Annotated in this window: 21 protein-coding genes; 6 read left to right on the top strand and 15 right to left on the bottom strand. The window is 65.9% G+C overall.

Features of this window, described 5'->3' with window-relative positions:
• Positions 1-66: 66 nt before the first annotated feature.
• The 4 genes from IPK20_17480 to IPK20_17465 all read right to left on the bottom strand — a co-directional run bounded on the left by IPK20_17480 (position 67) and on the right by IPK20_17465 (position 4,424).
• Positions 67-969, bottom strand: a complete 903-nt coding sequence (locus tag IPK20_17480; GenBank protein ID MBK8018329.1) for a cyclase family protein — start codon at positions 967-969, stop codon at positions 67-69.
• A 264-nt stretch (positions 970-1,233) separates the two neighbouring features.
• Positions 1,234-2,670 (bottom strand): TRAP transporter large permease subunit, encoded by a 1,437-nt coding sequence (locus tag IPK20_17475; protein MBK8018328.1) that lies wholly within the window; start codon positions 2,668-2,670, stop codon positions 1,234-1,236.
• Entirely contained in the window at positions 2,667-3,254 is a 588-nt protein-coding gene (locus IPK20_17470; GenBank protein MBK8018327.1) for a TRAP transporter small permease subunit, read from the bottom strand. Before IPK20_17470 ends, IPK20_17475 begins: the two co-directional genes overlap by 4 nt.
• Before the next feature lie 3 nt (positions 3,255-3,257).
• Positions 3,258-4,424, bottom strand: coding sequence for a TRAP transporter substrate-binding protein (locus IPK20_17465; GenBank protein MBK8018326.1), 1,167 nt, complete (start codon positions 4,422-4,424; stop codon positions 3,258-3,260).
• 331 nt (positions 4,425-4,755) lie between these two features.
• Here IPK20_17465 and IPK20_17460 point away from each other — a divergent pair, with 331 nt between their 5' ends.
• Both IPK20_17460 and IPK20_17455 read left to right on the top strand, forming a co-directional pair.
• A complete protein-coding gene (locus IPK20_17460; GenBank protein ID MBK8018325.1) occupies positions 4,756-5,637 on the top strand; it encodes a CoA ester lyase in 882 nt (293 codons plus the stop codon).
• 100 nt (positions 5,638-5,737) lie between these two features.
• A complete protein-coding gene (locus IPK20_17455) occupies positions 5,738-6,139 on the top strand; it encodes a hypothetical protein (protein MBK8018324.1) in 402 nt (133 codons plus the stop codon).
• A gap of 72 nt (positions 6,140-6,211) precedes the next feature.
• Here the strand turns inward: IPK20_17455 and creD are convergent, their stop codons facing one another.
• From creD to IPK20_17420, 7 genes are all read right to left on the bottom strand, one after another.
• The gene (gene creD / locus IPK20_17450; GenBank protein ID MBK8018323.1) at positions 6,212-7,555 is read right to left on the bottom strand and encodes a cell envelope integrity protein CreD; all 1,344 of its coding nucleotides are present in this window, start codon (positions 7,553-7,555) and stop codon (positions 6,212-6,214) included.
• Positions 7,556-7,648: 93 nt separating this feature from the next.
• Positions 7,649-8,293, bottom strand: a complete 645-nt coding sequence (locus tag IPK20_17445; GenBank protein ID MBK8018322.1) for a hypothetical protein — start codon at positions 8,291-8,293, stop codon at positions 7,649-7,651.
• Complete coding sequence (locus tag IPK20_17440; GenBank protein MBK8018321.1) at positions 8,290-9,096, bottom strand: hypothetical protein; 807 nt, start codon at positions 9,094-9,096, stop codon at positions 8,290-8,292. Before IPK20_17440 ends, IPK20_17445 begins: the two co-directional genes overlap by 4 nt.
• A 15-nt stretch (positions 9,097-9,111) precedes the next feature.
• Positions 9,112-9,816, bottom strand: a complete 705-nt coding sequence (creB, locus tag IPK20_17435) for a two-component system response regulator CreB (GenBank protein ID MBK8018320.1) — start codon at positions 9,814-9,816, stop codon at positions 9,112-9,114.
• A 377-nt stretch (positions 9,817-10,193) separates the two neighbouring features.
• Complete coding sequence (gene tgt / locus IPK20_17430) at positions 10,194-12,341, bottom strand: tRNA guanosine(34) transglycosylase Tgt (GenBank protein MBK8018319.1); 2,148 nt, start codon at positions 12,339-12,341, stop codon at positions 10,194-10,196.
• 45 nt (positions 12,342-12,386) lie between these two features.
• Positions 12,387-13,640, bottom strand: a complete 1,254-nt coding sequence (locus IPK20_17425; GenBank protein ID MBK8018318.1) for a hypothetical protein — start codon at positions 13,638-13,640, stop codon at positions 12,387-12,389.
• Between the two features lie 91 nt (positions 13,641-13,731).
• Complete coding sequence (locus tag IPK20_17420) at positions 13,732-14,160, bottom strand: hemerythrin family protein (GenBank protein ID MBK8018317.1); 429 nt, start codon at positions 14,158-14,160, stop codon at positions 13,732-13,734.
• Positions 14,161-14,400: 240 nt separating this feature from the next.
• On the opposite strand from IPK20_17420, the gene IPK20_17415 reads away from it, so the two are divergent.
• The 3 genes from IPK20_17415 to IPK20_17405 are packed head-to-tail and all read left to right on the top strand — an operon-like array spanning position 14,401 to position 16,897.
• A complete protein-coding gene (locus IPK20_17415; protein ID MBK8018316.1) occupies positions 14,401-15,558 on the top strand; it encodes a hypothetical protein in 1,158 nt (385 codons plus the stop codon).
• Between the two features lie 31 nt (positions 15,559-15,589).
• Entirely contained in the window at positions 15,590-16,381 is a 792-nt protein-coding gene (locus IPK20_17410; protein MBK8018315.1) for a glutathione S-transferase family protein, read from the top strand.
• A 42-nt stretch (positions 16,382-16,423) separates the two neighbouring features.
• Complete coding sequence (locus tag IPK20_17405; GenBank protein ID MBK8018314.1) at positions 16,424-16,897, top strand: nuclear transport factor 2 family protein; 474 nt, start codon at positions 16,424-16,426, stop codon at positions 16,895-16,897.
• 100 nt (positions 16,898-16,997) lie between these two features.
• Here the strand turns inward: IPK20_17405 and IPK20_17400 are convergent, their stop codons facing one another.
• The 3 genes from IPK20_17400 to IPK20_17390 all read right to left on the bottom strand — a co-directional run bounded on the left by IPK20_17400 (position 16,998) and on the right by IPK20_17390 (position 23,049).
• Positions 16,998-18,599, bottom strand: a complete 1,602-nt coding sequence (locus tag IPK20_17400; protein MBK8018313.1) for a PEP-CTERM sorting domain-containing protein — start codon at positions 18,597-18,599, stop codon at positions 16,998-17,000.
• Between the two features lie 272 nt (positions 18,600-18,871).
• Positions 18,872-21,022 carry a hypothetical protein gene (locus IPK20_17395; protein ID MBK8018312.1) on the bottom strand — a complete coding sequence of 717 codons (2,151 nt, stop codon included), beginning with the start codon at positions 21,020-21,022 and terminating at the stop codon, positions 18,872-18,874.
• Between the two features lie 806 nt (positions 21,023-21,828).
• Complete coding sequence (locus IPK20_17390; GenBank protein MBK8018311.1) at positions 21,829-23,049, bottom strand: hypothetical protein; 1,221 nt, start codon at positions 23,047-23,049, stop codon at positions 21,829-21,831.
• Positions 23,050-23,137: 88 nt separating this feature from the next.
• On the opposite strand from IPK20_17390, the gene IPK20_17385 reads away from it, so the two are divergent.
• On the top strand, positions 23,138-24,043 hold the full coding sequence (locus IPK20_17385; protein MBK8018310.1) for a PEP-CTERM sorting domain-containing protein: 906 nt from the start codon (positions 23,138-23,140) through the stop codon (positions 24,041-24,043).
• 70 nt (positions 24,044-24,113) lie between these two features.
• On the opposite strand, the gene IPK20_17380 is transcribed toward IPK20_17385, so the two are convergent.
• Complete coding sequence (locus IPK20_17380; protein MBK8018309.1) at positions 24,114-24,530, bottom strand: RidA family protein; 417 nt, start codon at positions 24,528-24,530, stop codon at positions 24,114-24,116.
• Positions 24,531-24,722: the final 192 nt, after the last annotated feature.

The following is a 24,722-nucleotide window of genomic DNA, read 5'->3' as shown; positions in this document are numbered from 1 at the left end:
CCGGGGTTTCTGCGACCGATGGGCGATGACCGTGCAGGGCCTGCGATCTCCGCCGATCGAACCGGCCTACACCATCGCGATCGGCCGAGCCGGTGAGCCCGACGCCCCCTTGAACTTCACCGGTAGCAGGATGAAGCAGAACTCCGCGATGTCCGCGTCGACCAGCGGCTGCAACTGAAGGTTCTCGATCAGGTAGACACCCGACTCCACCAGGCAGTGCTGGTGGACCGGCATCTTGATCTCCGGGTCCTTCTCTCCCGGGAGAACCTCGACCGCCATGTTGTCGCAGCCGATGGCAGTGACCCCTTGCCGCGTGAGCCACCGGGCCGCTGCCAGATTGATTCCCGGCTCCCCCGACAGGTACCGCGCGTTGTCTTTCATGTAGAAGCGGCCCCAGCCGGTGTGGATCAGCAGGATGTCACCCTTCCTGATCTCCAGCTTGCGTTCCGTCAGGTTCTTCTCGATTTCGTCCGGCCCGATCGCGCGCCCGCCTTCGAGGAACGCACCGCCGTCCAGACCGGACAGGTCCACCATCAGCCCGCGGGACACGATCGCCGGCGCGTTCTCGATCCCCAGCTTCAGCAGGCCGAAATCGGTCATTACTTCGTGGGCATCGTTGCCGCCGTACATCTCGGAACCGATGGTGAAGTGTCCCAGCGCATCGATGTGCGTGCCGACATGCGTCGTCATCTCGATGCGCTCGAGGTTCGCGCCGGCATCGTTGGTGGCGCCCGCCTGCCGTCTGCGTCGAATGCCGCCTTGCCAGTTCGGTGCGCCCAACAGCAGGTAGGGTGTCTGTACCGGCTCGAAGCGCGGCGCGCCCATCTCGGTGACGTGACTGAGGTCGTAAAGGTCGCCCCGGCGAACCAGCGCAAGCGCTTCGAGGCGCTTTTCGGGGGTGAGGAAGTTGCCCGCGCCGAGCTGATCGCCGGCGGGCCAATGGCTGTGGTCGTGAATCGTCTGGGGCATGAGCGCTGTTCTTGTTGGCTGTCCGTCGAGATCCGCTGGCGGATCGTTCCGGCGTGGATGGCAATGGCGTGCGGGGTGCACAGGCGATATTACCGCCGGCAGGCTGCCAGGTCGGGAGGCCGGGGATCGGCCGGTATCGTCGCGAATGAAAGGCCCGTCCGCACCCCGCCTTCGGCATCGACGAGGCTCGCCGACACCGGGAAGGCGGGATGCGAAGGGCGGCCCGCCCCCGTGAGCGGGCGCGCCCTGCTCACGGGGTTCCGTTCACTGATACAGATACTTCGGCAGCCACATCCCGATGGCGGGGAAGATCACCAGCAGGACCATCGCGCCGATCTGCAGCAGCATGAAGGGCACCATCCCGCGGAAGATCTCGCCCAGAGTGACATGGGGCGGCGCGACGCCCTTCAGGTAGTACGCCGCCATCGCCATCGGCGGCGACAGGAAGGCCGTCTGCAGATTGAGGGCCGTGAGGAGCCCGAAGAACAGCGGGTCGATACCGAAGTGGGGCAGCATGGGCAGGAAGATCGGCACGAAGATGATGATGATCACCGTCCAGTCGAGCGGCCAGCCGAGCAGGAAGATCAGCAGTTGCGACAGCAGCAGGAACCCTCCCGGGGACATGTCGAGCGACAGGACCCACTGCTCCAGGATGCGCTGCCCGCCCAACACCGCGAACGTGGACGAAAACACCCACGAGCCCACGAGCAGCCAGCACACCATCGCGGTGGTCCGGCTGGTGAGATACACCGAGTCCTTGAACCGTTCCCACGGTAGCCGCCGGTAGGCCAGGGCGAGGATGATCGCACCCAGCGCACCCAGCGCTGCCGCCTCGCTCGCTGTGGCCCAGCCCGCGATGATGCTGCCCAGCACCGCGCCGATCAGCAGGAACAGCGGCAGGAACGACGACGCGAGCATGCGGAGGATCTGCCCCGCCGGTACGTTTCGCTCCTCGGCCGGCAACGGCGGCGCCATCTTGGGATTGAGCTTGGCGCGGATCATCACGTAGCCGATGTACATGAGCGCGAGCAGGATGCCCGGACCGAACGCCCCCGCGTAGAGCTGGACCACCGACACGCCGGCGGTCGCCCCGTACAGGATGAGCATCACCGAAGGCGGAATCAGGATGCCGAGGCAGCCCCCCGCCGCGATGGCGCCAGACGCCATACGAACGTCGTACCCTGCCTTGAGCATCGGTTGCAGCACCAGCAGCCCCATCAGCGTGACGACCGCGCCGACGATGCCCGTGGCCGCCGCGAACACCGCGCAGGTCGCGATCGTCGCGACCGCCAGGGCGCCCGGCACCCGTGCCATCGACAGTTCCAGGCTCTTGAACAGCCGATCGATGATCCCGGACCGCTCGACGATGTACCCCATGAAGATGAACAGGGGCACGGAGATGATGATGTCGTTGGTCATCACTCCGTAGGTACGCAGCACCATCGAATCGAAGACCGGATTCTCGGTGAAGGGCACGCCAGGCCGCCACATCGCCGCGAAGCCGAACAGGATGCCCAGGCCCATCAGCGTGAACGCGATGGGAAAGCCCAGCAGGATCGCAACGATGATGAGGCCCAGCATCACCAGACCGAGATGCGGGTTGTAGAAGCGCGACGGCGGCGGAAGGAACAGGATGTAGAGGACGATGAGCAGAGCCAGAAAGCCGAAGCCGACATTCCTGGTGTTGAGGCGAAGCTTCATTGCGTCACCCCCTTCACCTCGGCCGTGTGCACGATCGACTTGAGCTGCTCGACGTCTGCCTCTTCCACGTCGTGAAGACGCTCGGGCCAGTGGCCCGTGCGGATGCACACGAGAGCGCGGACAATCTCCGCGAAGGCTTGCAGGAGCAGGAGCGCGCCGGCGATCGGGATGAACATCTTCACCGGATACACGGGCAGACCGCTGCCGGTGACGCTCGAGGCCTCACGGATCGACAGTGACTTGCCCGCGAATTCCCAGCCTGCGTAGACGAGTGCCGCGATGCCGGGCAGAAAGAACGCGAAGTAGAGCACGAGGTCCAGTGCTGCCTGGGTCTGGGGGGCAAGCGTGCGGTACAGCAGGTCGGCCCGCACGTGCCCGTTGCGCGAAAGGGTGTAGGCGCCGGCCATCATGAACAGCACGGCGTACACCATGAGCGAGAGGTCGAAGGCCCAGTGCGTGGGGGCCCCGAGCTTGCGCACGACCACGTCGTAAGCGACGATGGCCGTGAGCAGCACGATGAGCCACGCGAAGACCTTCCCCGCGACCGCGCTGATGCGGTCGATCGTGAGCAGGAGACCGTTCATGGGTCAGGCCTTCCCGTAGAAGTGTTCGAACGCGAGCCGGGGATCGTTGTTGAACTTGACCTGATAACCCACGGTGCGCTTGAGGAACGCCTTCTGCGACTTGAGCACCTTGTCGAAGAACGGATTGTCCTTCGCCTTCTGCGTGATGACCTTGTCCCAGGCCTCGAGCTGCGCCTTGAGGAGGTCGTCGGGCGTTTCCACGAACTTCACGCCGCGCTTGTCGCGCATTTCCTCGTAGGCTTGAGAGTAGCGGTCGAGCGTGCGCCAGCTCATCTCCGCGCACGCGGCCTTCGCGGCATAGTGCAGCACGTTGCGATACGCCTCGGGCAAGCCGTTGAACACACGCTTGCTCACGAGCAACTCCAGGATCTCGCCGGGCTGGTGGTAGCTCTTCACCATGCAGACCTTGGCGACGTCCGGGAAGCCCAGCGCGGCATCGCTCTCGGGGTTGTTGTATTCGGCTGCATCGATGACGCCCCGCTCGAGAGCGGGGATGATTTCGCCGCCGGGCATGGCGACCACAGAGGCGCCCATCTCCGTGAACAGGTCGATCGACAGACCCACGGTGCGGTACTTGAGACCGCGGATGTCCTCGCGCGTCTTGAGTTCGCGCTTGAACCAGCCGAACGGCTGGGTGGTCATCGGCCCCCAGAGGAAGCCCACGACATCGAGCTTGAGGACATCCTGATAGAGCTCGTCGTATAGAGCCTTGCCGCCGCCATAGGCCATCCACGCGAGCAGCGTGTTCGCATCCTGGCCCAGCGCCGGCCCGGTACCGAACAGGGACAGCGCATTGTCCTTGCCATACCAGAACGCGGGAACGGCCATGCATCCGTCGAGGATGCCCTTGTGCACAGCATCAGCCATGTCGAATGCACCGACCACGGCACCGGCGGGGAGCAGTTCGATCTTGAACTGACCACCCGTGAGATCCGAGACGGTCTTCATGAACATCTGCGAGAGGTCGAAGAACGGGTCTTTCTGGGAGAACCCCGCCTGGAACTTGAGGTTGACTGCCTGGCCGGCACCGGTTCCTCCGACTCCCATGGCACCGCCCTGCTGTTCGGGCCCGCTCCCGAGGCCGCAACCTGCCGTGGTGGCAATGGCCGCGGCACCGCTTGCCGCGGCTACGCCCAGCAGGCGCCGCCGATCCTTCTGCTTGGAATTCATGCCGAACCCTCCCGTTATGTTCTTGAGCGTGGACAACCAGCGATTGGTCCACGCCGGACCATGAGGGTTCCGGAAAAATTTGGCAAGTCTGGGGGAGTTGCCGGTTTGCGATTTCAACGCCGATGGAGGGTCGGCGATGCGATTGACCGGAGGCACGATCGGGCGCATGTTCCCGGGCGTCGCACCGGGTGTACCGGCGAGGAGGTTTTCCGCACCGTCGACGCTGTGCAATGCAGCACGAACGGGAATGTCACCGAGCGAGGGTCACGCGCTGGTGGCAGGCACCGGACTGCCGTGACCGTGATCATCCATCGTTCAGAAGAATGCAGACATGAATGTTCGAGAACCTGACCTGAGACGCACCTGGCTCTTCGGCCCGGGAGCGGACGTCGCTGCCCACGAACGAATGCTGGCAAGCAGCGCCGATGTGGTGATCGTGGACTTCGAGGATTCCACGCCCCAGGCACGCCGCGACGAGGCTCGCGGCCTCATCGGCGCGTTGCGGGGACGAATCCGAGACGTCGGCGCCCTTGCGGCGGTGCGCATCAATTCGCTGGAAACCGAGGGGCCCACGGACCTCGGCGCGGCGATGCCCGCCCATCCGGAGGTGATCGCCTATCCCATGGCCAGGAGTGCCGAAGAGATGCGCGCGCTCCATCGCTTGCTGGATGAATGGGAAGGCCGCACGGGCACACCGAGCGGGAGCACGGAGATTCTTCCCGTCTGTGAAACGGCACTGGGCGTGGCGGACGTCCGGGCCATTGCCGCAGGCAGTCCGCGGATCCGATGCGCTCTGCTCGGCACGGAGGATCTCGCCGCGGATCTCTGCGCCGAAAGGCGGCCGGACGCCGATGAACTCGACTACGCCCGCCGCCGGTTCGTTCTCGAATGCAGAGCCGCGGGAATCGAACCGATCGATGCGCCCTACACCTTCGGCGACACCGAGGGTGCCGTTCGCGAAGCGCGCTTCGCGCGACGCCTGGGCTACCGCTGCAAGTCGGTGGTGCAGCCCGAACATGTGCAGGCGATCAATGCTGCGCTCACGCCCAGCGAGGAGGAAGTCCGCCATGCGCTGTCCATGATCGAAGCCTTCGAGGCCGCGCGCGCTCGCGGGGAAGATCGCGCCCTGGTGGACGGCCTGTGGGTCGAGGTACCTACTTATCGGGGCGCACGGCGGCTGGTGGAGCGGGCTCGGCGATTGGGCGGGCGATGAGCAGGCGTGGCGGCTCACGCCATTCCCCCGCCCCGCCCGGTTCGAGATCGAGCGCCACACCGGTTGGTTCCATTTCGCGCCGACCGTATCCCAGGACATCATGAAAGAAAGACGACGGGTCGTCGCAGCGCTTTTCTGTCTCGCGTCGATCGCGCACTGCCACGCCCAAGGGACGGCAAAGACACCGGGTCAAGACGCGTCGTGGGCCGACTTTCAGGCCCGCTGGCAGGCGGCCATGAAATCAGGCAATCCGTCCTCGATCGCGTCCTTGACCCGTCTGCCGTTCCTGCTCGAAGGCAGGAAGCTCGACCGTGCTGCCTTCGAGCGCGCCGCGCCAGGCTTGTTCACTCCCCGGGTTCGCACCTGCCTGGCAAGAGCCCGTGCGAGGACCGAGCCGGGCGATCCCGGTGACCGCGTCATGTTCTGTGCGCCCTATAACTTCTACTTCGATGCGGGCGATGGGACATGGAAGCTGCGGGAGTTCGGGGTGGATGAGCCATAGCGTTTCACGCCTCCTTGACCGGCTCTCGAACACGCGCGCCTTTCCGGCAACCGGCGCCCGTCGGAGAACGGGTCACTCGGACGCGGCCGCCACACCCTCGGATCTGGAAGTCAACGCATACCAGTCGACCTTTCTGGTGACCAACATCACCGCCGCAAGCAACGCGAACAGCAGCAGAGATCCGAGAACGAGGGCGTTATCCTCTGACTGGAGCAGTCCGTAGAGCGCCGCGTACATCGCGGCAAGCTGGCTTCCGAACGACAACGCCCGCTTCCAGCCACGAAGCACGTGGGCAACGTAGTACGTCACCAGGGATACGCAGGCCACGGCACCCAGGGTATAGGCCAGGGCGAACGGCAGGTGTTCCGACAGGCTCACCAGTAGAAGGAAGAAGACGGTCAATGCCAACCCTACGAAGCCATACTGGAGCGGATGGATGCGCAACGACTTCAACAACTCGAACAGCAGGAACGCCGCGAACGTGAGCCCGATGAACAACACTCCGTACTTCACGGCCCTTTCCGACTGCAGGTAGGCGTCGACCGGCTGAATGAAGGCAACGCCGAAGGTGTCCGCCGGCCTCGCTGGAGTTCCAGCCGTGGCCGACAGTGCCGACTCGGCGTTGGTCGACAGATGCGAGACGGACCATCTGGCGGGAAAGTACGATTCCAAATCGCTCTTGGCCTGTGGCAGGAAGCGGCCGATCGACGAAGGATGGGGCCATGCGGAATCGAGGCTGACCGTCGTGGTCCGGCCTACAGGGGCGACGGAAAGACTGTTCATTCCCAGCACTTCGAGGCTGACCGTCACTTCGTGCTCGTGAGTCTGTTCCAGCGCCAGCATGCCCACATCCCAGCGCACGCCGGACGGCAGCGACGCGAGCCCCGTGCCCTGCTCCGGCGGCACGTCGGTGCCGTCCCATCGCAACGTCGGTGGACTTACCAGGCCTCGAACGTCCGATAGTCCCGCTGCCAGGTAGGCTCGACGCGGGGTGATGTCACGCGCCGTCAAGTCGATGCCCAGATGCGCCGGCACACGAATACGGACTGCTGCCCGCCCTTTCAGGGTGTAAAGCAGCGCCTGGTAGATGCCACGCCGCCGTGGTGTGACGTCCACCTGCCCCGTCACGTCGAGCGTCTCCGGCACGAAGACCGCCTGACGCTCGACGACGCGCTTCACCGTACGCAGTTTGCCTTGGCCGTCGGGTTCGGCTTCGGTAATCCGCTCCGTATACGGCACGACCAGGACCGGTCCGGTGAGAACCTGTGGCCCGGCCGCCGTCTCGGCGATATTGGCCTCGACCGCCGATTGGCGCGCCTGCCGTTCTTCGATCACTCCTCTGATCATGGCGAGGGCCACGAGCAATACCAGGCCGAGAAGACCGACCGCCAGCAATTTCAGGAAGAAGGCACGCATGGGATGGACCCTTTCGATGACGGCCCTGGATCGTGCGCCGGCATCGAGAAGTCACGATGCGTCCTGTGTGAAATCCCCGTGAAGTGGCCCGCGTCAGGAACGGAGCCCCAGCACCAGATGGGCTTCGCATCCTCCTGCGGGAACGTTGACGAGTTCCAGACGTCCGCCGTGGAGGCGGGCGATCTCCCGCACGAACGGCAGTCCCAGGCCCGTGCCTCGAGAGCCGTCCGGACGGGGCAAGGAATAGAAGCGTTCGAACACCCGCGCCACCGCATAGTCGGGAATACCCGGACCCCGATCCCGTATGGTCACCGTCAGACTTTCGCCGCCGCGCGTTGCCTGAACATCGATCGATGCGCCCGCCGGGCTGAATGCAAGCGCATTCTCCAGAAGATTGGCGAGTGCCCGCCCCACGAGGAATGCGTCCCCGACGATACTTCCCGCTTCGCCGATCGAAACGTCGAAGCGCACGTCCGCGGACCCAGCGCGAGGGTCGAGCGTGGCGATTTCACGGCGGATCACGGACTCCATGTCCATCGGACCGGTTCCCGCCAGATGGGGAGTCGTTTCCACGTGCGCGAGGTCCAGGAGGTGATCGACGATGTCGGACAGCCGCCCGGTCTGCTCCGTGATGTGTCCGAGGAAACGCTGCATTTCGTCGGGTGTCGCGCGAACGTCCGAAAGTATTTCGGCGGCCGCACGCAAACCGGCGATGGGGCTCTTCAGTTCATGAGTCAAGCTCTGGACATAGCCTTCGACATAGGCCCGCCCATCCAGTTTCTCCCGCATCGTGTGGACGGCGGCCTCCAGCTCGCCCAACTCGTTACGGCCAAGACGGGGAGGACGGGGCCGCCCGCCCCGGCCACGTCCCGGGCGAAATCGCGCAGCGTCCGGATGGAGTGAGTCAGCCAGACGGTGAAGAACGCACCGATCATCAACGAGGCACCGAGAAGCAACAGGCCTGCATTCAAGACACGCCTCTCCGCCCGGTCGGCAAAGGGCACCACGGATCGAGTCGGCTTGGCGACGCTCAGCACGCCAAGCAGCGGGCGGCTGCCTCCAGCATCGGGCGTGTCGAGAATCGCGGCGGCCACGTGCAACTCCAGAGAAGTGTCGTCCTGGGGGTCCAGCCTCGTCGCGCGCGCACCATAGCTGCCCTTCAACGTGCGGGAGATGTCGCGCCACGTGGAGAAGTCGCGCCCGACGTCCTCGCCATGCGAGTCGAACAGCACCATGCCCTTCGGATCGGTTACGTGGACCCGCAGATCGGAAGAACGTTTCGAGAGGCTGTAGATGAGCGCGTTGGGATCTCGCCGCCTGTAGGCCATCACCGCATCGGCGAATCGGCCCGAGCCGATCCGTCCCTCCCGCAAGTCCTCCGCCGCCAGTTCCGCCAGCACGTTGGCGGCATCCACCATGGTCTCCTCCATGGCCTGCTTCACCCCGGGCTTCACTTCTGTCACGAAAGTGTTGAAGACGAGGTATCCCGTCAGGCCGACAATCAGGAAGTAACCCAGCGCGATTCGTAGGGAAATACGCAATGCGGAGGCGTCCGTTCAGCCGGTCGGGTCGATCGAGTACCCGAGGCCGCGATGCGTGACGATCGGTTCGTGGTCCAGGGTCACTGCCCGCAGCTTGGCCCGCAGCATCTTCACGTGAGCATCCACGGTGCGGTCACCCGTCTCCAGCGCATCGGCCCAGACCCGCTCCATCAGTTGCGCTCGGGAACAGATGCGCTCCGGATCGGCCAGCAGCGTTCGCAACAGCAGGTATTCGTAGCGAGTGAGGTCCAGCCCATGGCCGCAGTACTCGATACTCATGCTCCCCTCGTCCATTTGAAACAGGGAGGCCCCTGCAGGGCGAGAGGCAGGGCCGCCGCGCTGCGCCCGGGCCTTCGAAAGGCGGCGAAGTATGGCCCGCACTCTCGCCACGACCTCCCGCAGGCTGAACGGCTTGACGATGTAGTCGTCCGCTCCCAGTTCGAGCCCCAGCACACGGTCGATTTCGTCGTTGCGCGCGGTGAGGAACACAATCGGAAGATCAGAGGTGGCGAGCCACTCACGGCACAGATCGAATCCACTTCCGTCCTGAAGTCCCACGTCCAGGACGACCAGGTCCGGCTTTTCTTGCCCCACGAGCCGCCTCGCTTCCGCAGCCAGCCGCGCATGCACGCAGCGAAATCCCTCTCGCGCCAGCGCCACAGCGAGTGCATCGGCAATGGCCGACTCGTCCTCGGCAATGAGGATCGTGGCACGAGGCAGGGCGGGAACATCGGTGGTCATGGCATGGTCGATCCCGGGTCCTGGTCCATTCATCGAGACGCGGCACGCGCAGCTTCGACGATGGGAGATACACGTGTCGCGCCCACCTTTCCGCGTCGATTCGCGGCCCATGGCTGCAACGACTTGGTGCCGTCACACTCGATGAAGCAGTGGCCCACAGTGTACGCGCGAGACAAATTTCCGCGTCGGGGTGCGCGCGCGCGTGGTCGCAGCAACACGATCCGGCATCCAAGACAAGCCAGCCCAGTCACGGACCGAACGGCAAGACGTCGCGAGCCCGCCAGGACCGGCCCTCCCGCCCGACTCCGGAGACCGACCTCCATCATCGTGGGCTTCCGGGCGCCGCGCACCGGCGATCACTCGAACGGCCGGCGGGCAGGTATCTCCCGCATCGTGCAGAACTGCCCGTGCGATTCGATCCGCCGGGCAAACGCCTCCTTCTCCGCATCGTCCAGATCGACCGGATACTTCGAGTCGCTCCGTCGCCAGCGCGCGAGCCATTCCTGGCCGAGCCAGGAGACCGCGGCCTCCCCCATTCCTGAACGCCCCGCCGGCGCTCCGGCACGTGTGAACGCCATGGTCGTCGTCGCCTTCGGTCCCGTCCCCACACCCTCCCCCACCCAGAATCCAGCCCACAGCAGCGCTGCTCTCACCGCGGTCGAAGCAGAGTAGGTATAGAGGCTCATGGGCTTGGTTCCGCCGTGCGCCGCCAATCGCGCGAACACGCTCCGATGCCAGAGCCCCGAGTCCGTCCTGGGCGAGAACGGGTCGTAGAAGACCACGTCCGGTGCGCGTGTCCACTCGAACTGCTCGAGGAAGTCCCCCTCGATGAGCTCCCAGGTCATCAACCCCGAGGCATGCACCCATCTCCCCGTACTCAGCAGGCGGCTCGGTGCGGCGTGCTGCAGGTGCGGAAAGAACGCGGACTTCTTTGTCGCGAGGATGAGCGGATCGAGATCCCGCTCGAAGCTGATCAGCCGCACCGGCCGCAATTCGGCCGACTCGTGCCGCGCGACCGACTGCTCGAAGCAGATGACGGCCGCCATGGCATTGGACGCCGCGCCGAGGCCGACGTCCCAGATCACGAGCTCCGGATCCGAGGAGGTCGTCAGCTGAGCTACACCCTCCCTGCCGGCGCCCTGCATCGCGCCGGATGCCTCCGGATCCCGGGACGGTGAGCGGCGGAGTATTCGCTCCGCGAGCCTCGATTGCACGATGTAGAGCGCGTTCGCTTCCTCGCTCGGCCGATTCACCGAATGCATGACTTCGCCGGAACTGATCTGGCGCACACTGTGGGCACCCGACGGGCCCCTGACAATTTCGTAGTCTCCCCTGCGAGGAGCCGCCTTGACCCGGGGCTGTCGTGGCGGATGCCCAGGATGATCGTCGTCGGAGCGCGCCAATGCGTGGCGCTGCATCTCGTAGAAGTCCGCGAACTCGTCGCGCAGGATGGCCTCGCGCATCTCCCGCATGAGCCGGTGATAGAACGCGAGGTTGTGCGTGGTCAGCAGCTGCGCCCCGAGCGCCTCGCCCGTCCGCACCAGATGACAGAGATAGGCACGGGAGTATTCCCGGCAGGTCTGGCAGTCGCACGCCGCATCGAGCGGAGCTTCGGACAGGCTGTAGACGGTCCGCCGACAATGGATCCTGCCATGGGAGGTGTACGCGGTGCCACGCTGCCCGACCTGCGAGGGAATGATGCAGTCGAACATGTCCACGCCCCGGTGCACCGCTTCGAGGATGTCGATGGGCGTGCCCACGCCCATGAGATAGCGCGGCAGGTGTTCGGGCAGGCAGTCCGTCACCAGGCCGGTGAACTCGTAGCGCTGGGCGTGAGTCTCGCCGACCGCCAGTCCGCCGATGGCCAGGCCGTCGAACGGCAACGCTGAAAGGAAGGCGGCGCTGCGTTCGCGAAGATCCCGATGACACGCACCCTGGACGATGCCGAACAGGGCCTGCGGCGAATCGCCCCGCGCATCCAGAGATCGCAGCGCCCACCGGTGCGTGAGTTCCATCGCCGCTTCGGCTTCCGGATACTCCGCGGTCGCCGGAACGCACTGGTCCAGCACCATCATGATGTCGCTGCCGATGGCTTTCTGCATCCCGATGCTCGTCTCGGGCGAGAGCAGGTGCACCCTGCCATCGACGTAACTGCGAAAGCGCGCGCCGTCCTCGTTCATCACCCGGGCGGCGGGCAGCGAGAAGATCTGGAACCCTCCCGAGTCCGTCAGAACCGGGCCTTGCCAGTTCATGAATCGGTGGATGCCGCCGAATTTCCGGAAGACTTCCGGCCCTGGACGAAGCAGCAGGTGGTAGGTGTTCGCCAGCAGGACGCTCGAACCGGTGGCCTTCAAGGCGTCGACGGGGACGCCTCTGACTGTCGCCTGAGTACCGACTGGCATGAAGACGGGTGTCCGTACCTCGCCATGTAGTGTCTTGAACCTGCCTGCGCGCGCCTTGGAGTTCGTGGCCTGGCGGTCTATCTTGAAGTCGAGTCGGGTCATGGGAAACGGCAACGGAAGTTTGCGGCAGCCTGCGAGCTCGTGGTGTCAGTCCAGACGCAGCAGCGCGTCGTGACGTCCGCTCGCAAGTTCGCCGTCGATCGACGTGGCCAGCCGCCGCAGTGCTGCTTCGCACGAGGCGGGGGCCGTGCTGGTCCGGGTTTCCTCCGGCCAGACCGACACGCGACTGTCGCCCGGATCGAGGCTGTCCTTCCCGAAGGCACGGACCTGCAGCGTGCAATCCGCCAGCGTTGCCGTTGCGCCTGCACCCCACGGTTGATCGGCATCGATGACCTTGGCGCCCAGCTGCACCGAGAGCACCGACTTCAGTACCTGTACGAACTTATCGGCGATGCGCGGTACGTCCATCTGCCAGACGCCCGGACGGGTCTCGCGAAGCCGCGCCCGCCAGGGCCACGGCCGGAAGTCGTTGCGTGCTTGCAGAACCTCCTGGCCCGCCGTGTTGCGGGCCCAGGAGAAATGGTGGTGGACCCAGGCAGAATCGATGTCGTCGGGCTCGGCGAAGCGCATGCGTTTGCGATCCACGCGGATCTCGCTGGCCGTCCCCCGTTCGATGTCGACCACCAGCAGGCCGTACGCCTGACGGCCATCGGCCGAGCTGTAGTCGATACCGGACGCCGCCAGAACGTATTTGCCGCGCCCCGGAGAAAACGCCCGCACGTCGTCTCCCTCACGCGAGAGGTGGGTATCGGGCTGTCCGGGCGCCACCGGCACCCAGGGTTCCACGGGGTAGAACCTGAGCGACGCGACATCCATCACGCTGCGCGAACCGAACCGTAGCCAACGCCCGCCTTGCAGCAACGTGCCCGACTGCAGATCGGTCACGGCCTCGATGCCGAACGACCGCGCGGCTCCCGGTTGTCCATCGCGCTCGTCCAGCCACTGGACCTCCGCCAGCGATGCGCTTTCGCTCCTGACCGGTTGCAACCTGAGCGTTCCGCCCGCCTCCTCCGTGGCAAGGACGAAGCCCTGAGTCACGAGGAGCAACGCGGGCCGCGGTGCGGCCGGCAGCCGAAGAACCCGCCAGAAACTGCGGTTGCCGTTCACCGTGACGGACTGTCCCTTCCAGCGAACCTCGAACTCGCTCACCTTGCGCCGTGCGAAAGGGTTGCCGCCTTGATTGGGAAACGTGCCGGTGGATACGGAACGGATCCCGGCCTGGATCTGGAAAGGCCCGTGATCCACGGTGCCCTTGACCGGCATTGCGGCTGCGGCATGCGGAATCGACAGCATTGCCGACGTGATGAGCGCCAGACACCGCCAGAGAAACGGTAGGGCCAATGCGGCTGCAGTGCCGATACGTCCCCCGCACGCGGATCCGATCTTGCCGGTGAAAACACCAACTGGCGGCTGTGGCGAGGGCACGACGGCTTCAAGCAGGCGCTTCTGCCGGATCGCTCCGATGCATGTAGTCCGCAATCAGTCTGTCTTCCTTCGCCGTGTGGTGCGTGAACCATTCGACCAGATACGAGACGACGTCCTTCTTGCGCTGCTCCGTATGGTCCAGCATCAGCCGCGCCTGCTTGGCATTGAGCTGGTCGAGCAATTCCCGGTGGTGCAGCTTGTGCCCCGCCAGCTCCGGGTATCCGATGCGGAACATCAGGTTCTCTTCGCTGATGAAGTGGAAGCGAGCGTACGCAATGAGTTCCGCCACCAGCATGCGCTGATACTCGATATTGTCCTGACCCCAAAGCTCGACGATGAACTTGTTGATGAGGCCGACGAAGTGATGGTGCTGATCGTCGATCTCGCGGATGCCGAGGTCGAACTCCGGTTTCCAGGGAAAGTGGTCGTTGTGCATGCGGCAGGCTCTTCGCCTCGAGGGGCTGAAGTATAGTGGCAAGAGTCCTCCGTCAGGCGTCGCGCAACGACATGGTTGCCGCGTGGCGTGTCCGGTGGCATTCCAACAAGCTTCAGAACCGGAGACTGCAGGTGTTCTTCGTCATCGTCGTCGTTCGGTGGCGTGCCGCCATTGCCGCCACGTCGTTGTTGCTCGCGTCCCTGCCCGCCGCCGCTCTGGAGCCCGCCTGGCTCCGACGAGATGCCTTCCATCGAGCGCGTGCTGGCCGATACGGTCGGCGAGGATCCTCTCGATACCAAAGCGTTGCAGGCGGCAGCGTTCGCCCACCTTCGCAAGGCCATCGAAGATCTGGGCGACAGACGCAGGGTCACCGGTTATCTCCCCGACGAGAAGCGACTCATGGAGACCTATGGCGGTCAGTACTTCCAGATTCAGGAAGAAGCCAAGGCACTCACGGGCCCTCCGGACGGCACCAGCGATTCGCCCTGGGCCAGGTGGCTGGCGCAGCAGGGGCGCTACGAGCGGGACCACGCCGTCCGGGCGGAGATCCTCACTCGCTATCTGTCGCCCGACACGCGCGCCAGGCTCAACGTGACCATTGCCGAATCGGATGCGCGCGTGCGCCAGTCAAAACGCGAAATGATGCGCGGTCTGGGTCACGAGGTTTCGTTCTGGGACGAGATGGAGCCACAGGAACAACAACAGGCCCTGGGGTTCGCGACCGTGATGCTGGCGCTGTTCGGCCTGCTGATGATCCGCGAGTTGCGCACCTTCGGACTGGTGCCCGCCGACCCGATGACGCTGCGGGCCGGATTCGGCCGCTACGCACTGCACGTCGCGACCGGTATCGTGGAGAACTACAGCAAGTGGGTCGACACGACGAAAACCACCACCGTCACCCGGCACGAATCCGGTCAGACCTCGACTTCCGTGAGTTACCGGAGTGTCACCCACGAAGCCTTCACGTTGCGATGGAACGGCGGAGAACATTCCGTGCACGTGCTCGACGCCGATCTCGACGTGACAGACGGCAGCCTGGTGACCGCGGTGTGGGGAGTGCGCCGGCGCAAGGACTCCGGCGACTACTTCATCTTCTTCGACCGGAGCACGAACCGGCGGCTGCCGATCATCCGTGCGCTGCAGAGCGCTTTGGCCCCCACGCGCTGGCTGATGCTGCCGACGCTGCTCGCGGCGATGGTCGTGTCGGCAGCCACGCCGCTTTGGCTGGGGCTCCTGCCGAGGACGAACCCCACCCTGCGGGCGTTTCTCGGACTGTTCGCCGGCTGGGTGCTGATGTTGCTGGTCCTGGGGCTCGTCGCCCGTTACCGCGCCAAGCGTTTCGCGCGCCGGGATGGCCCGCGGCTGCTGGCCGCCATCGAGGCGCGAGAGACCCGATGATGCAGGTGAACTCGACATTTCCTTCGATGCCATGACCAGGATCACCGTCCACCACATCCCCGTCTGCCCGTTCTGCCAGCGCCTCGAGATCCTGCTCACGCTCAAGGGCTGCCGCGACAGCGTGGAGTTCCGCGTCGTCGACGTCACCCGCCCCCGGCCGGACTGGCTGCTGGCCAAGACCCGCGGCACGACCGCCCTGCCCATCCTCGAGACTGCCGACGGCCGCGTATTGAAGGAAAGCCTCGTGCTCATGCGCTATCTCGACGAGGTGTTTCCCGGCCGCTCCTTGGCACAGGCGGACCCTTACCGGCGTGCGGTGGAAGGCATGATGACCCGCCTGGAAGGTGAGCTCACCGTGCAGGGGTACACCTGGGTCATGAACCAGGATCCGGCGCGACGCGATGCGTTCCACACCGCCATGCTGGGTCAGTACGCCCGCCTGAACGCATTCCTGATCGAGCACTCGCCCGACGGCACTTTCCTGTTCGAGGAATTCGGTTGGGCCGAAGCCGTCTTCACGCCCCTGTTCATGCGTTTCTGGTTCCTGGAGTACTACGAGGGCTTCGCCCTGCCCGACGACGCGGCGTACGCGCGCGTGCGGCACTGGGTGGCGGCGTGCCTTTCCCATCCGGCTGCCCAACAGGTGACCCAGGAAGAAATCGTGAAGCTGTACTACGACTACGCGAAGGGCGCGGGCAACGGCGCGTTGTTGCCGGGGCGGCAGCGGTCGTCCTTCAGCTTCGAACCCCACTGGCGGTCGCGACCCTGGCCGCCGCGCGACAAGTACGGACACAGCGCGACGGACGCGGAGTTGGGACTCTGACGCGTCCCGTGCATCGCCTCGCTTCCCTCACAGGAGCCCCGCATGAATCCTGAAACGCTCGAACGCCGCGTGCGACGGCTGGAAGATCTGGAGGCGATCCGCGACCTGAAGGCACGCTATGCGGCGGCGTGCGACAGCGGCTACGACGCTGACACACTCGCGGCCATGTTCACGGAAGACGCTGTGTGGGATGGCGGCATGCTGGGCCGCCACGAGGGACGCGAGGCGATCCGCGCGTTCTTCCAGGGCTCCAGCAGCCGGATCTCGTTCGCCCGGCACCACATGCTGAACCCGCTGATCGACGTCGACGGGGACACCGCGACCGGCACGTGGTACCTCCTCCAGGCCTGCACGTATATCCGTGACAACCAGGCCGTGTGGGGTACCGGGACGTATCACGACCGCTACGTGCGCACCACCGAAGGCTGGCGCTTCGCTCACGTGCGCCTGGAATCCCATTTCTGGACGCCCTACGAGGCGGGCTGGGCGCAGGTTCCCTTCATTCAGCGGCGCTGAGGCGGCTGCCTTCGATCTCCCGGCCAGAGGCCGCTGCGCCGCGCCCGGATCGTCCGACCCGGCGCTTCGCTGCCGTGTGCAGGCACGGCGCGGCGCACCGTCACGCCCGGCGGCGCCGCCACGCCAGCAGCGTCACAAGACCGCCGAGCATGAGGCCGGTGGTGGCCGGCTCGGGAACCGGTTGATAGACGATCTGCAGCTCCGACCTCCCGCCCGCGTGCTCGAGCTGCAGCGAGAATTTTCCATCCGTGTCGTTCTCGAACGCGCTCGTGTCCAGCCGCAGTTCCTTCGGATCGAAACCATCGATGGCGTCCGCCCGCAACACGGTCCAGGCGAAACTGCGATGCTTGTCGAAGTTCGCCGCGGGACCTGCCGCGAAGGCCGCGTCCATCGAGATGAGCGAGACCACGAACTGGCTGTTGAACGTGGTACCTGCGTTGATGTCGAGTGTGCCGGCAATGTCCCACAGGTCGAAGCCTGTGCCCGGCGCGCCGAGCGCATCCGCGACCTCGACCTCGTATTCGCCGCCCGCGTTGAAGACGACCGGTCCCAGCGTCGACGCAGTCCCGGGTGAGTTGCCGGGCGCGAAGGTTCCGCCGCGGTTCACCGTCACACTGCCGAAGGTGCCCCCGCCCATCGCAAGACTGCCGAAGTCCAGCGTCAGCGGCGCCGAGACGGTGCCATTGTTGACGAGAAGCGCGCCTCTCATCGTGAGCGCAGCCCCCTCGAGTGCGGCCCCCTGTGAAACCAGCACTTGCGACCCTCCGCCCGATACCATCGGGCTCGACAGTTCAAGCCCCGCGCCGGTCCGAAGGTCGAGAACGCCATTGTTCTCGACGTCCGCGAACGTCGCGCCGCTGCCCAGCACGAGGCTTCCGCCGGATGTGATCATCACGTTGTCGAGCGTGAGGCCAGCCCTGGCATCGAGCATGCCCGACAGCGACGCGTTCGACCACGCGACCCCACGGTGGGCAGTGAAGCGGCTGTTCGCGGCGAGCGATGTCCCGTCGAAGGACACAGCCTGGTGGGCCACCTCATGCCCGATGCCGCGCAGCGTTCCGCCGATGAGTTGGAGCCCGTCGTATCGGATCACGCCCGTGGCGTCCGTGCGGAAGCTCCGGCTGGACACATCCCAGAGCGTTCCGGACAGTGGTGCGGTCAGATCCAGCGTGCCGCCATTGAGAGCGATGAATTCGCGCGACGCGATCGGTCCTCGAATCTCGAGCGCGACTCCGGAACCGTCGACGATGGTCCGACCCGTGTAATTCAACTGGCCCGAGAACACGGCCCGAAAGCCGCTGCCGGCGAAGGCGACGCTGCCCGGCCCCGATGGTCCGTCCTCGAAGTGGCCGCGATAGACGAAGTCAGGTGTGTAACCCGGCCGTCCTGGCGCCGTGGTCACCGTCCATGCCGCCGGACGCGTGAGACTGGTCTGACCGACGGTCGCGACCGGATCGGAGATGGAGAAGATCTGCTGCGTATCGACCAGGAAAACCGGGCCGGTCTCGACCGAACCCCGATCCACGGCAAAGGAGACATCGCGTCCGCCCACCCTCATACCTTGAATGGCGACCAGTTTCGCGCCATTTTCCACGCGAACAGAGGCAGAACCTTGAGATTGAACGCGCACGTCCTGCGTGATCAGGCGCGTGTCGGGTCCTGAAAGCAGCAGGAACGCATTGCGGTCCGGTTTGGAAAGCACGTGGGTGCTCCCCATCGAATCATCGAAACGCGCGCCGCCGCTTAGCGTCAGGCGGGCATCACCGACTAGGTTATCAATCCGGATGACTCCGTTTCCCGGCAAGAGCTCATATTCGCCGCCCCGAAACTCCAGAGTGCCGCCCTCCACCGCGACTGACGTGAAGCGGGCACCTCCCGTCAGCACCTGCTTGTTTTCGCCGGTCTTCAACAGCATGGCGCCGAGGTTCAAGGCACCCGCGAATGTCGCATCCCGTAGGAGAGTCGAACCCAGATTCAGCCCCGTTTGAGGCAGCGAGAAACGCCCGCTGCCCGAAGCGCACCCATCAGCACCATGTCACCGAGCGTGCTGGAGTACACCAACCCGTCGTCCCGGTTGATCTCCACCGTCGCTCCCTCCAACGCAGTCCGATCCTCCACACGGAACACGCCTTCGTCGATGATCAGCCGGCCCGATATGTGGGGGTTCGCGATGATTTCATCCGATCCGATCTTGCGTATGGACCCCGGTCCCAGGGCACCGTCCGAAATGGAACCCCGGAAGCGGGTCGAGGTGCCCGGCGCCGCGCCGGGGGTGCCAAGGGTCAGCGCGGGCGTCCCCGACGGCCCGTCGGAGAGCTCGATGACGGAGGGTCTCAGGGGATCGTGCACCACGGAATCGAGTCTATGAATGAACGCGGTTCCACCGGAGACGATGAGGGTGCCCCCGTAACCTTCGAACGAAAGGAGGTCGAGGAAGAGTTGACCCCCGCCCGCCACGGACACTTCGGCGCTGGTGGGACCACGCGATAGGCCCAGACGAAGATCGGAGGCCGTGACGCTTCCTCCGGCAGACATGGCAAGACTTCCCAAGCCGTCCTGGCCGACAGAAAGGGAGGAACGTCCCGTGGCGGAATCAGGTTGAACGTCGAGCCGGCTGCCCGTGCCGGTGACGAAGAACAGACCCCCTCCATGCACACGGACGCCGCTGCCTGCACGTACTTGTGCACCATCGACAATCCCCAGCACCGCATTCGCCCCGGAGACATCCAGCGGCGCAGTCGCGACGGGCGTTGATGCCGTGTCGGTGAAGGAAAAGAATCCACCGCCCAGACGCACCGCCCCGGTACTGACCGACAGAAAGGGTGCCGTGAAGGGGCTCGCCTCCGTTCCCCCTGTGAACCGCTGCACGCCGGGCCCGCTGGTCCGCGCCAGGCCCACCGTACCCGAAGTGAAGCGGCCGCTCCAGCGAGCCTCGTGCAGGCCGGCGCCGAATTCGAGGGTGAGGTTCTGTTGTTCGAGATCGAATTCGCCTTCCAGGGCACCGATGCGAAGGGGATTGGCGGGTGACGCCCCGGAGACCGTCAATCGGGCCCCCGGCAACATGGTCAGCACGGCGTTCGCGAGCGTGCCCGGGTTGACTCGCAACGTGCCGGAATCGACCTGCACGGTGCCCAGATAGTTGGTCACCCCGGAGAGGAAGAACTCCCCCGCGCCGACCTTTCGCACAGTCCCTTCAGCCCCGGTCAGGGTCCCGCCGAAGCTAGAATCGCTGGTGCCGAGCGGCGATGCGAAGGATGTGTCGCCGACGATCAGGGTTCCCCCGGCCATCTCCACCGTGCCCAGGCCGGTACCACCGTCGTCGAGGCGATTGAAGCGGCCGGTTCCCCCCGGATTCAGCAGGAATCTGGAGGACCCTGTGGCGAAGCTGAGCACGGGCGACTCGATCGTGCCGCCAGAACCTGCGACGAGCACACCCGTGCCGGCATCCCGCGCCGCCGTCCTCCCCAGAACGATCCGATCGGCAGAGGAGGCGCGCGACTGGGTTCCGCTGACGCGCACACCGGCCGGTCCGCCTCCCGTGCCGACCGCCAGCGTGGCCGGGAGATCCTGTCGTGTCGCATCCCGGATCACCGACAGGACGGAACCGCCCCAGACCGAGAGGTCAGCGCCGCCCACGCTGGCGGTGGAGGTGACGGTCAGACTGGCGCCGGCAGACAGTTCGAGAGTGCCGCCGGAGTCCAGTTGCAGCGCACCCAGTTCGTCCGGTGTCGTACTGAGCGCAGCCGTGAGGCTCACCGTGGTGCCCACGAGGGAGGTGCTGCCTCGCGAGATCCGGAGGTATCCGAAGCTCGATTCCGGAGCGGCTCCGGATGCGCCGCCGATGACCAGCGCCGCCTCCGCGAGGGTGCCCACGACGACTCCGCTCGAGCGGTTGCCGTTGACGCCGGCCTCGAAGTGCGACGTCGCCCCCAGTGAACCGGACCCGGTGAGCGAAATTGCCGACGAGCCGAGCTCCAGCGGGGTCTGGTGAGTGTCGAGCCCTGCCAGCGCCACCGTCCGCAATGGAGTCGCATCGAACCGTGCATTGGCTCCGGTGACCTTCACGAAGGTCGAGGCGAGCGCGCCCGATGTGCCGGCCTGGAGCGTCCCATTCCGCACATCCACCTCCACGTCGAGGGAAACGGGGGGCGACAGGATCAGGGTTCCGCCCTGTGAAGGTCAACGAGGGATGCCCCGTGAGCGAGACGACTTCGAGGGGCGAAGACAGGCGCGAGGTTGCGCCCTCGGCCACTTCCACCGCGGCAGCGGTGAAGTCCGATACCAGTCGCAGGTTGCCGCCCTGGAGAACGTAGCCGTCCGACAGAAAACGCAGACCTCCCGCCGTCTGCGTGCCGGTCATGTTCACCGTTCCCCCCGTGCCGCCGAACGTCGCCACGGACAAGGCGCCGTCCGGCCACGATGCCCCGTTGTGGATCCCCAACGGGGGAAACAGGAACCCGATGCCGCTTGGCGAAGTGGACCAATTGGCTTGCACGTCGTCCCAGAACCCGCTGCCGCCGATGCCGGGGTTGGCGAGGTTGGGATCCCAATAGACGTCAATGGCGTTCGCGGATGGGGCGATTCCCGCCAGCGCCAAGGCGGCCAGGAGAAGCGCGGGACGGAACGGGTGTGCAAGACGGGCACGACGATGCAGCCGGGCGGGTGCGGACATGGGCGGTCTCCTCTGGCGGGGGCGCCATGCCGGACATCCGGCGTGCTGTTGTCACCTGATTCTGATTCTGCGCTCCCCGGGGCGGACGAAAGAATACTCGTCCAGCCCAAAACTGGCATCTGCCGAACTGCAGATTCTTGCCATCCCCGTTGCTGCGTCCTGACGACTCCTGGGAGCCAGCGCACCAACGCGCGCCCTGCAATCGAGCGTGAGTGACGCGTGCCGGAGTGCGACCGTGGGGCGCGGGATCGCCGGAACGCTACGGCCTGTTCCCGGCCAATTCCATGCACCGGACCGCGACTTCCCGGGCGATGTCCCGGTCGCCCTCCGCCGCGTAGCGTTGGCTCAAGCGCTGGGCGGCCTCACGGTAGCCCGGTTCTTGGAGCACGCGCTTCACCGCCGCCACGCCTTTCTGGCGCGCCTCGGCCTCGGTCAGCACCAGCCCGGCCCCCGTTTCCGCCACCCGCCTGGCGAACAGCAACTGTTCGGCGTGCATGGGCAGCATCACGACCGGGAGGCCGGCGCGAAGAACCGTGCAAACGGTCCCCGATCCGGCGTTGCACAGCACCGCGTCGGCTTCGGCGCAGACGCGCTCCATGTTCACCGGGCCAGAGGACAGCGCGAGTCGATTGGAGGCATGGCGCCGGGCGAGTTCCGGCGACAGGCCGGGAATGAATGCGCAGGTGCGCCATAGCGCCTTCGACAAAGCGGCGACCAAGGGTTCGATCGCGCCGTAGTCGCCCTTGAGATAGGCGAACACCCGGGGGCTTTCTCCCGAGGGCCATGGCGGATCGACGCCGTGAACGGCCGTCGGCAGCGGCCCCCAGTAGCGAACCGACGGGTCCGCCGAGCGGGACGCGAAGTGGTCCACTTCGCGCCACGTGAGCAGAAAGTTCTCGTCGACGGCGAGAAGGTCACCGAGCCGGTCGAGGGCGGGTGCGCCGAGGGCGGCGAGCACTGCGTTCGCAGTGCCGAGTGCGCGCGCCTCGGACTGCGCCACCCGTGCCGGTTCGATCGGATCCCAGACCCGGAACGAGGGGATCGGGGAGACCGCGGGAGGCTGGAAGAACCCCGTGCCGATCGTGGCCCGGCGCACGTCCAGCCCCCGGCTCGCCAGCAGCAGTGTCGGCGCGTGATCGGCCAGGATCAGATCCGGCCGAAGGGCCTCCAGCAGCGAACGCCACCCCGTCGCCACGCCGTGCAATCGCCGGGCGTCGAGAAAGCCGGCGCGGAACAGCAGTTCCGCATACGTCGCGGATTCCGGCAGCCCTCTGAGGACGGACAGCCAGACAGGGGCCTGCCACAGGGTCAGCCGGGGATGCGCCAGCAGGTCGCCGAAAGCGGCCCCGGCCGTGGACAGATCCCGCAGGACCGCGTGGACGGCGTGATCGCCGCCCAGAAGATGGCGGGCGATCTGGGACAACGGCACGGAGTGGCCCAGGCCACCGCCCAGTTCCCAGGCAAGCATGAAGGTGGACATGGCGAAGCAGCAGGTATCTCTTGTGTGCGGGTCGGTAGGCTTACTAAACTTCACGAACCAATACGTTTCACCACAAGCAGGAGACCTCATGAGATTCCCCCGCAGTGCAGTGGCGGCCGCGGTCGCCGCCGCCTGGTTCGGCGCGCCGGCGTACGGCCAGACCGTCGACACCCAGTTTACCGGTGCGATCGTCGACAACAACTCCGTGGTGGCGGAAGCCTCCACGCCTGTCGACGGCAACCCGATCTCGGGCTCCGCCTACACCGGCGGCCTGTTCTTCAGCCAGTCGACCTTCTACGGCGACCTCACCACCGGCACGTCCGCGGTCCGCGTGCTGGCAGGCAAGAACCGGGACGTGCTGACCGAACTCGTCTACGAAGCGGTCGTGACCAACGATACCGACACCGCCATGGCGCTGGACTTCCGGTTCTTCATCGGCCGCGGCCGAGTCGGCATCGACCACATGACCTCCGGCGACTCCTTCAGCGGTGCCGCCGCGCTCGACGCCACCATCACCTGGGGCGACACCCCGCTCTGGCGGGTGTATTTGGGCCTGACCGGATCAGGCGCGCCCGGTGAATTCGGCGACACGGTGTCCTACACGCCGACCATCGAGCTCTCCACTTCGGCTCAGGACTTCAACGTTCACGACTTGGGTTCCAGCCTCTACTACGACCCGTACGCCGGCCAGCTGGGCCTGGGCATTCTGGGCGCGCACGAATCCAAGGTCCTGTCCTACCGGGTCGCCGGCTCCGGCTACTACACCTCGAACACCGAGATGGACATGTACGGCTACGGCGGCCAGGCGGTGGTGGGCAACACCGACCCGTTCGATTTCGAGGGCCGCCCGGTCGATGAACTCGGCAATCCCCTGCCCGGCGGGATCCAGCCCGTGCCGGAGCCCGAAACGTACGCCATGGTCTCCGTGGGACTCGTGGCGCTGGCCCTGGCGGCCAGGCGCCGACGGCGCACGCAAGGGAGCGGGACCGCCTGACCTCCGACGGGCGCTGTTTCACGAAAGGCCCCCATGCGGGGCCTTTTTCGTTTCGGCGGCTCCCTCGGGGTCAGGGAACCACGGCGATCGCCTCGATCTCGATCCTGGCGTCGGGCACCACCAGGGCCGAGACGCCGATCATCGTGCTCGCGGGCGGCCTTGCCGGATCGATGAAACGGTTACGGACCTCCGAAATCGCCGCCCGATCGTCGGGCTCCAGGTCGACCACGTAAATGGTGAACTTGATCACGTCGCGGAATCCCGCGTCCGCCGCCGCCAGCGGCTTGCCCAGGTTCTGGAATACGCGCTCCGACTGAGCGCGCAGATCGCCGGCACCCACGAGGCGGGCCTCCTCGTCCCAGGCGAGCTGACCGCTGATGTGGATCGTCCGCCCGCCGCTTGCCACGGCGACCTGGGAGAACGTGCCCAGGTTCGCCAGGCCGGGGGGATTGAGAAACGTGATGTCGGGCGTGTCTCGGGTCGTCATGCGGGGCCTCCGTCGGTCGCAGGGAAGAACAGTCGTTCGAATGGCCGGAAACCGGGTGGGCGGCCGAAGGGCGGTGTTGCCTCGCCGATGATCGCTGAATCCGCTGCCCGAATTCCCGACCCAATAACCATGACACAGATCAAGTTGATTGTGATCTCGTGTCCCTATCATCGCCCACCGCTGTCCGTATGG

Source organism: Betaproteobacteria bacterium, from assembly GCA_016713305.1.
GTDB lineage: Bacteria > Pseudomonadota > Gammaproteobacteria > Burkholderiales.
The sequence above is the reverse complement of the archived record's forward strand: the minus strand, read 5'-3'. Positions and strand labels throughout refer to the sequence as shown.

Coding starts and splice junctions, on each gene's coding strand:
- IPK20_17480 (MBK8018329.1), bottom strand. CDS start 969: ATGCCCCAGACGATTCACGACCACAGCCATTGGCCCGCCGGCGATCAG.
- IPK20_17475 (MBK8018328.1), bottom strand. CDS start 2,670: ATGAAGCTTCGCCTCAACACCAGGAATGTCGGCTTCGGCTTTCTGGCT.
- IPK20_17470 (MBK8018327.1), bottom strand. CDS start 3,254: ATGAACGGTCTCCTGCTCACGATCGACCGCATCAGCGCGGTCGCGGGG.
- IPK20_17465 (MBK8018326.1), bottom strand. CDS start 4,424: ATGAATTCCAAGCAGAAGGATCGGCGGCGCCTGCTGGGCGTAGCCGCG.
- IPK20_17460 (MBK8018325.1), top strand. CDS start 4,756: ATGAATGTTCGAGAACCTGACCTGAGACGCACCTGGCTCTTCGGCCCG.
- IPK20_17455 (MBK8018324.1), top strand. CDS start 5,738: ATGAAAGAAAGACGACGGGTCGTCGCAGCGCTTTTCTGTCTCGCGTCG.
- creD (MBK8018323.1), bottom strand. CDS start 7,555: ATGCGTGCCTTCTTCCTGAAATTGCTGGCGGTCGGTCTTCTCGGCCTG.
- tgt (MBK8018319.1), bottom strand. CDS start 12,341: ATGACCCGACTCGACTTCAAGATAGACCGCCAGGCCACGAACTCCAAG.
- IPK20_17420 (MBK8018317.1), bottom strand. CDS start 14,160: ATGCACAACGACCACTTTCCCTGGAAACCGGAGTTCGACCTCGGCATC.
- IPK20_17415 (MBK8018316.1), top strand. CDS start 14,401: ATGCCTTCCATCGAGCGCGTGCTGGCCGATACGGTCGGCGAGGATCCT.
- IPK20_17410 (MBK8018315.1), top strand. CDS start 15,590: ATGACCAGGATCACCGTCCACCACATCCCCGTCTGCCCGTTCTGCCAG.
- IPK20_17405 (MBK8018314.1), top strand. CDS start 16,424: ATGAATCCTGAAACGCTCGAACGCCGCGTGCGACGGCTGGAAGATCTG.
- IPK20_17390 (MBK8018311.1), bottom strand. CDS start 23,049: ATGTCCACCTTCATGCTTGCCTGGGAACTGGGCGGTGGCCTGGGCCAC.
- IPK20_17385 (MBK8018310.1), top strand. CDS start 23,138: ATGAGATTCCCCCGCAGTGCAGTGGCGGCCGCGGTCGCCGCCGCCTGG.
- IPK20_17380 (MBK8018309.1), bottom strand. CDS start 24,530: ATGACGACCCGAGACACGCCCGACATCACGTTTCTCAATCCCCCCGGC.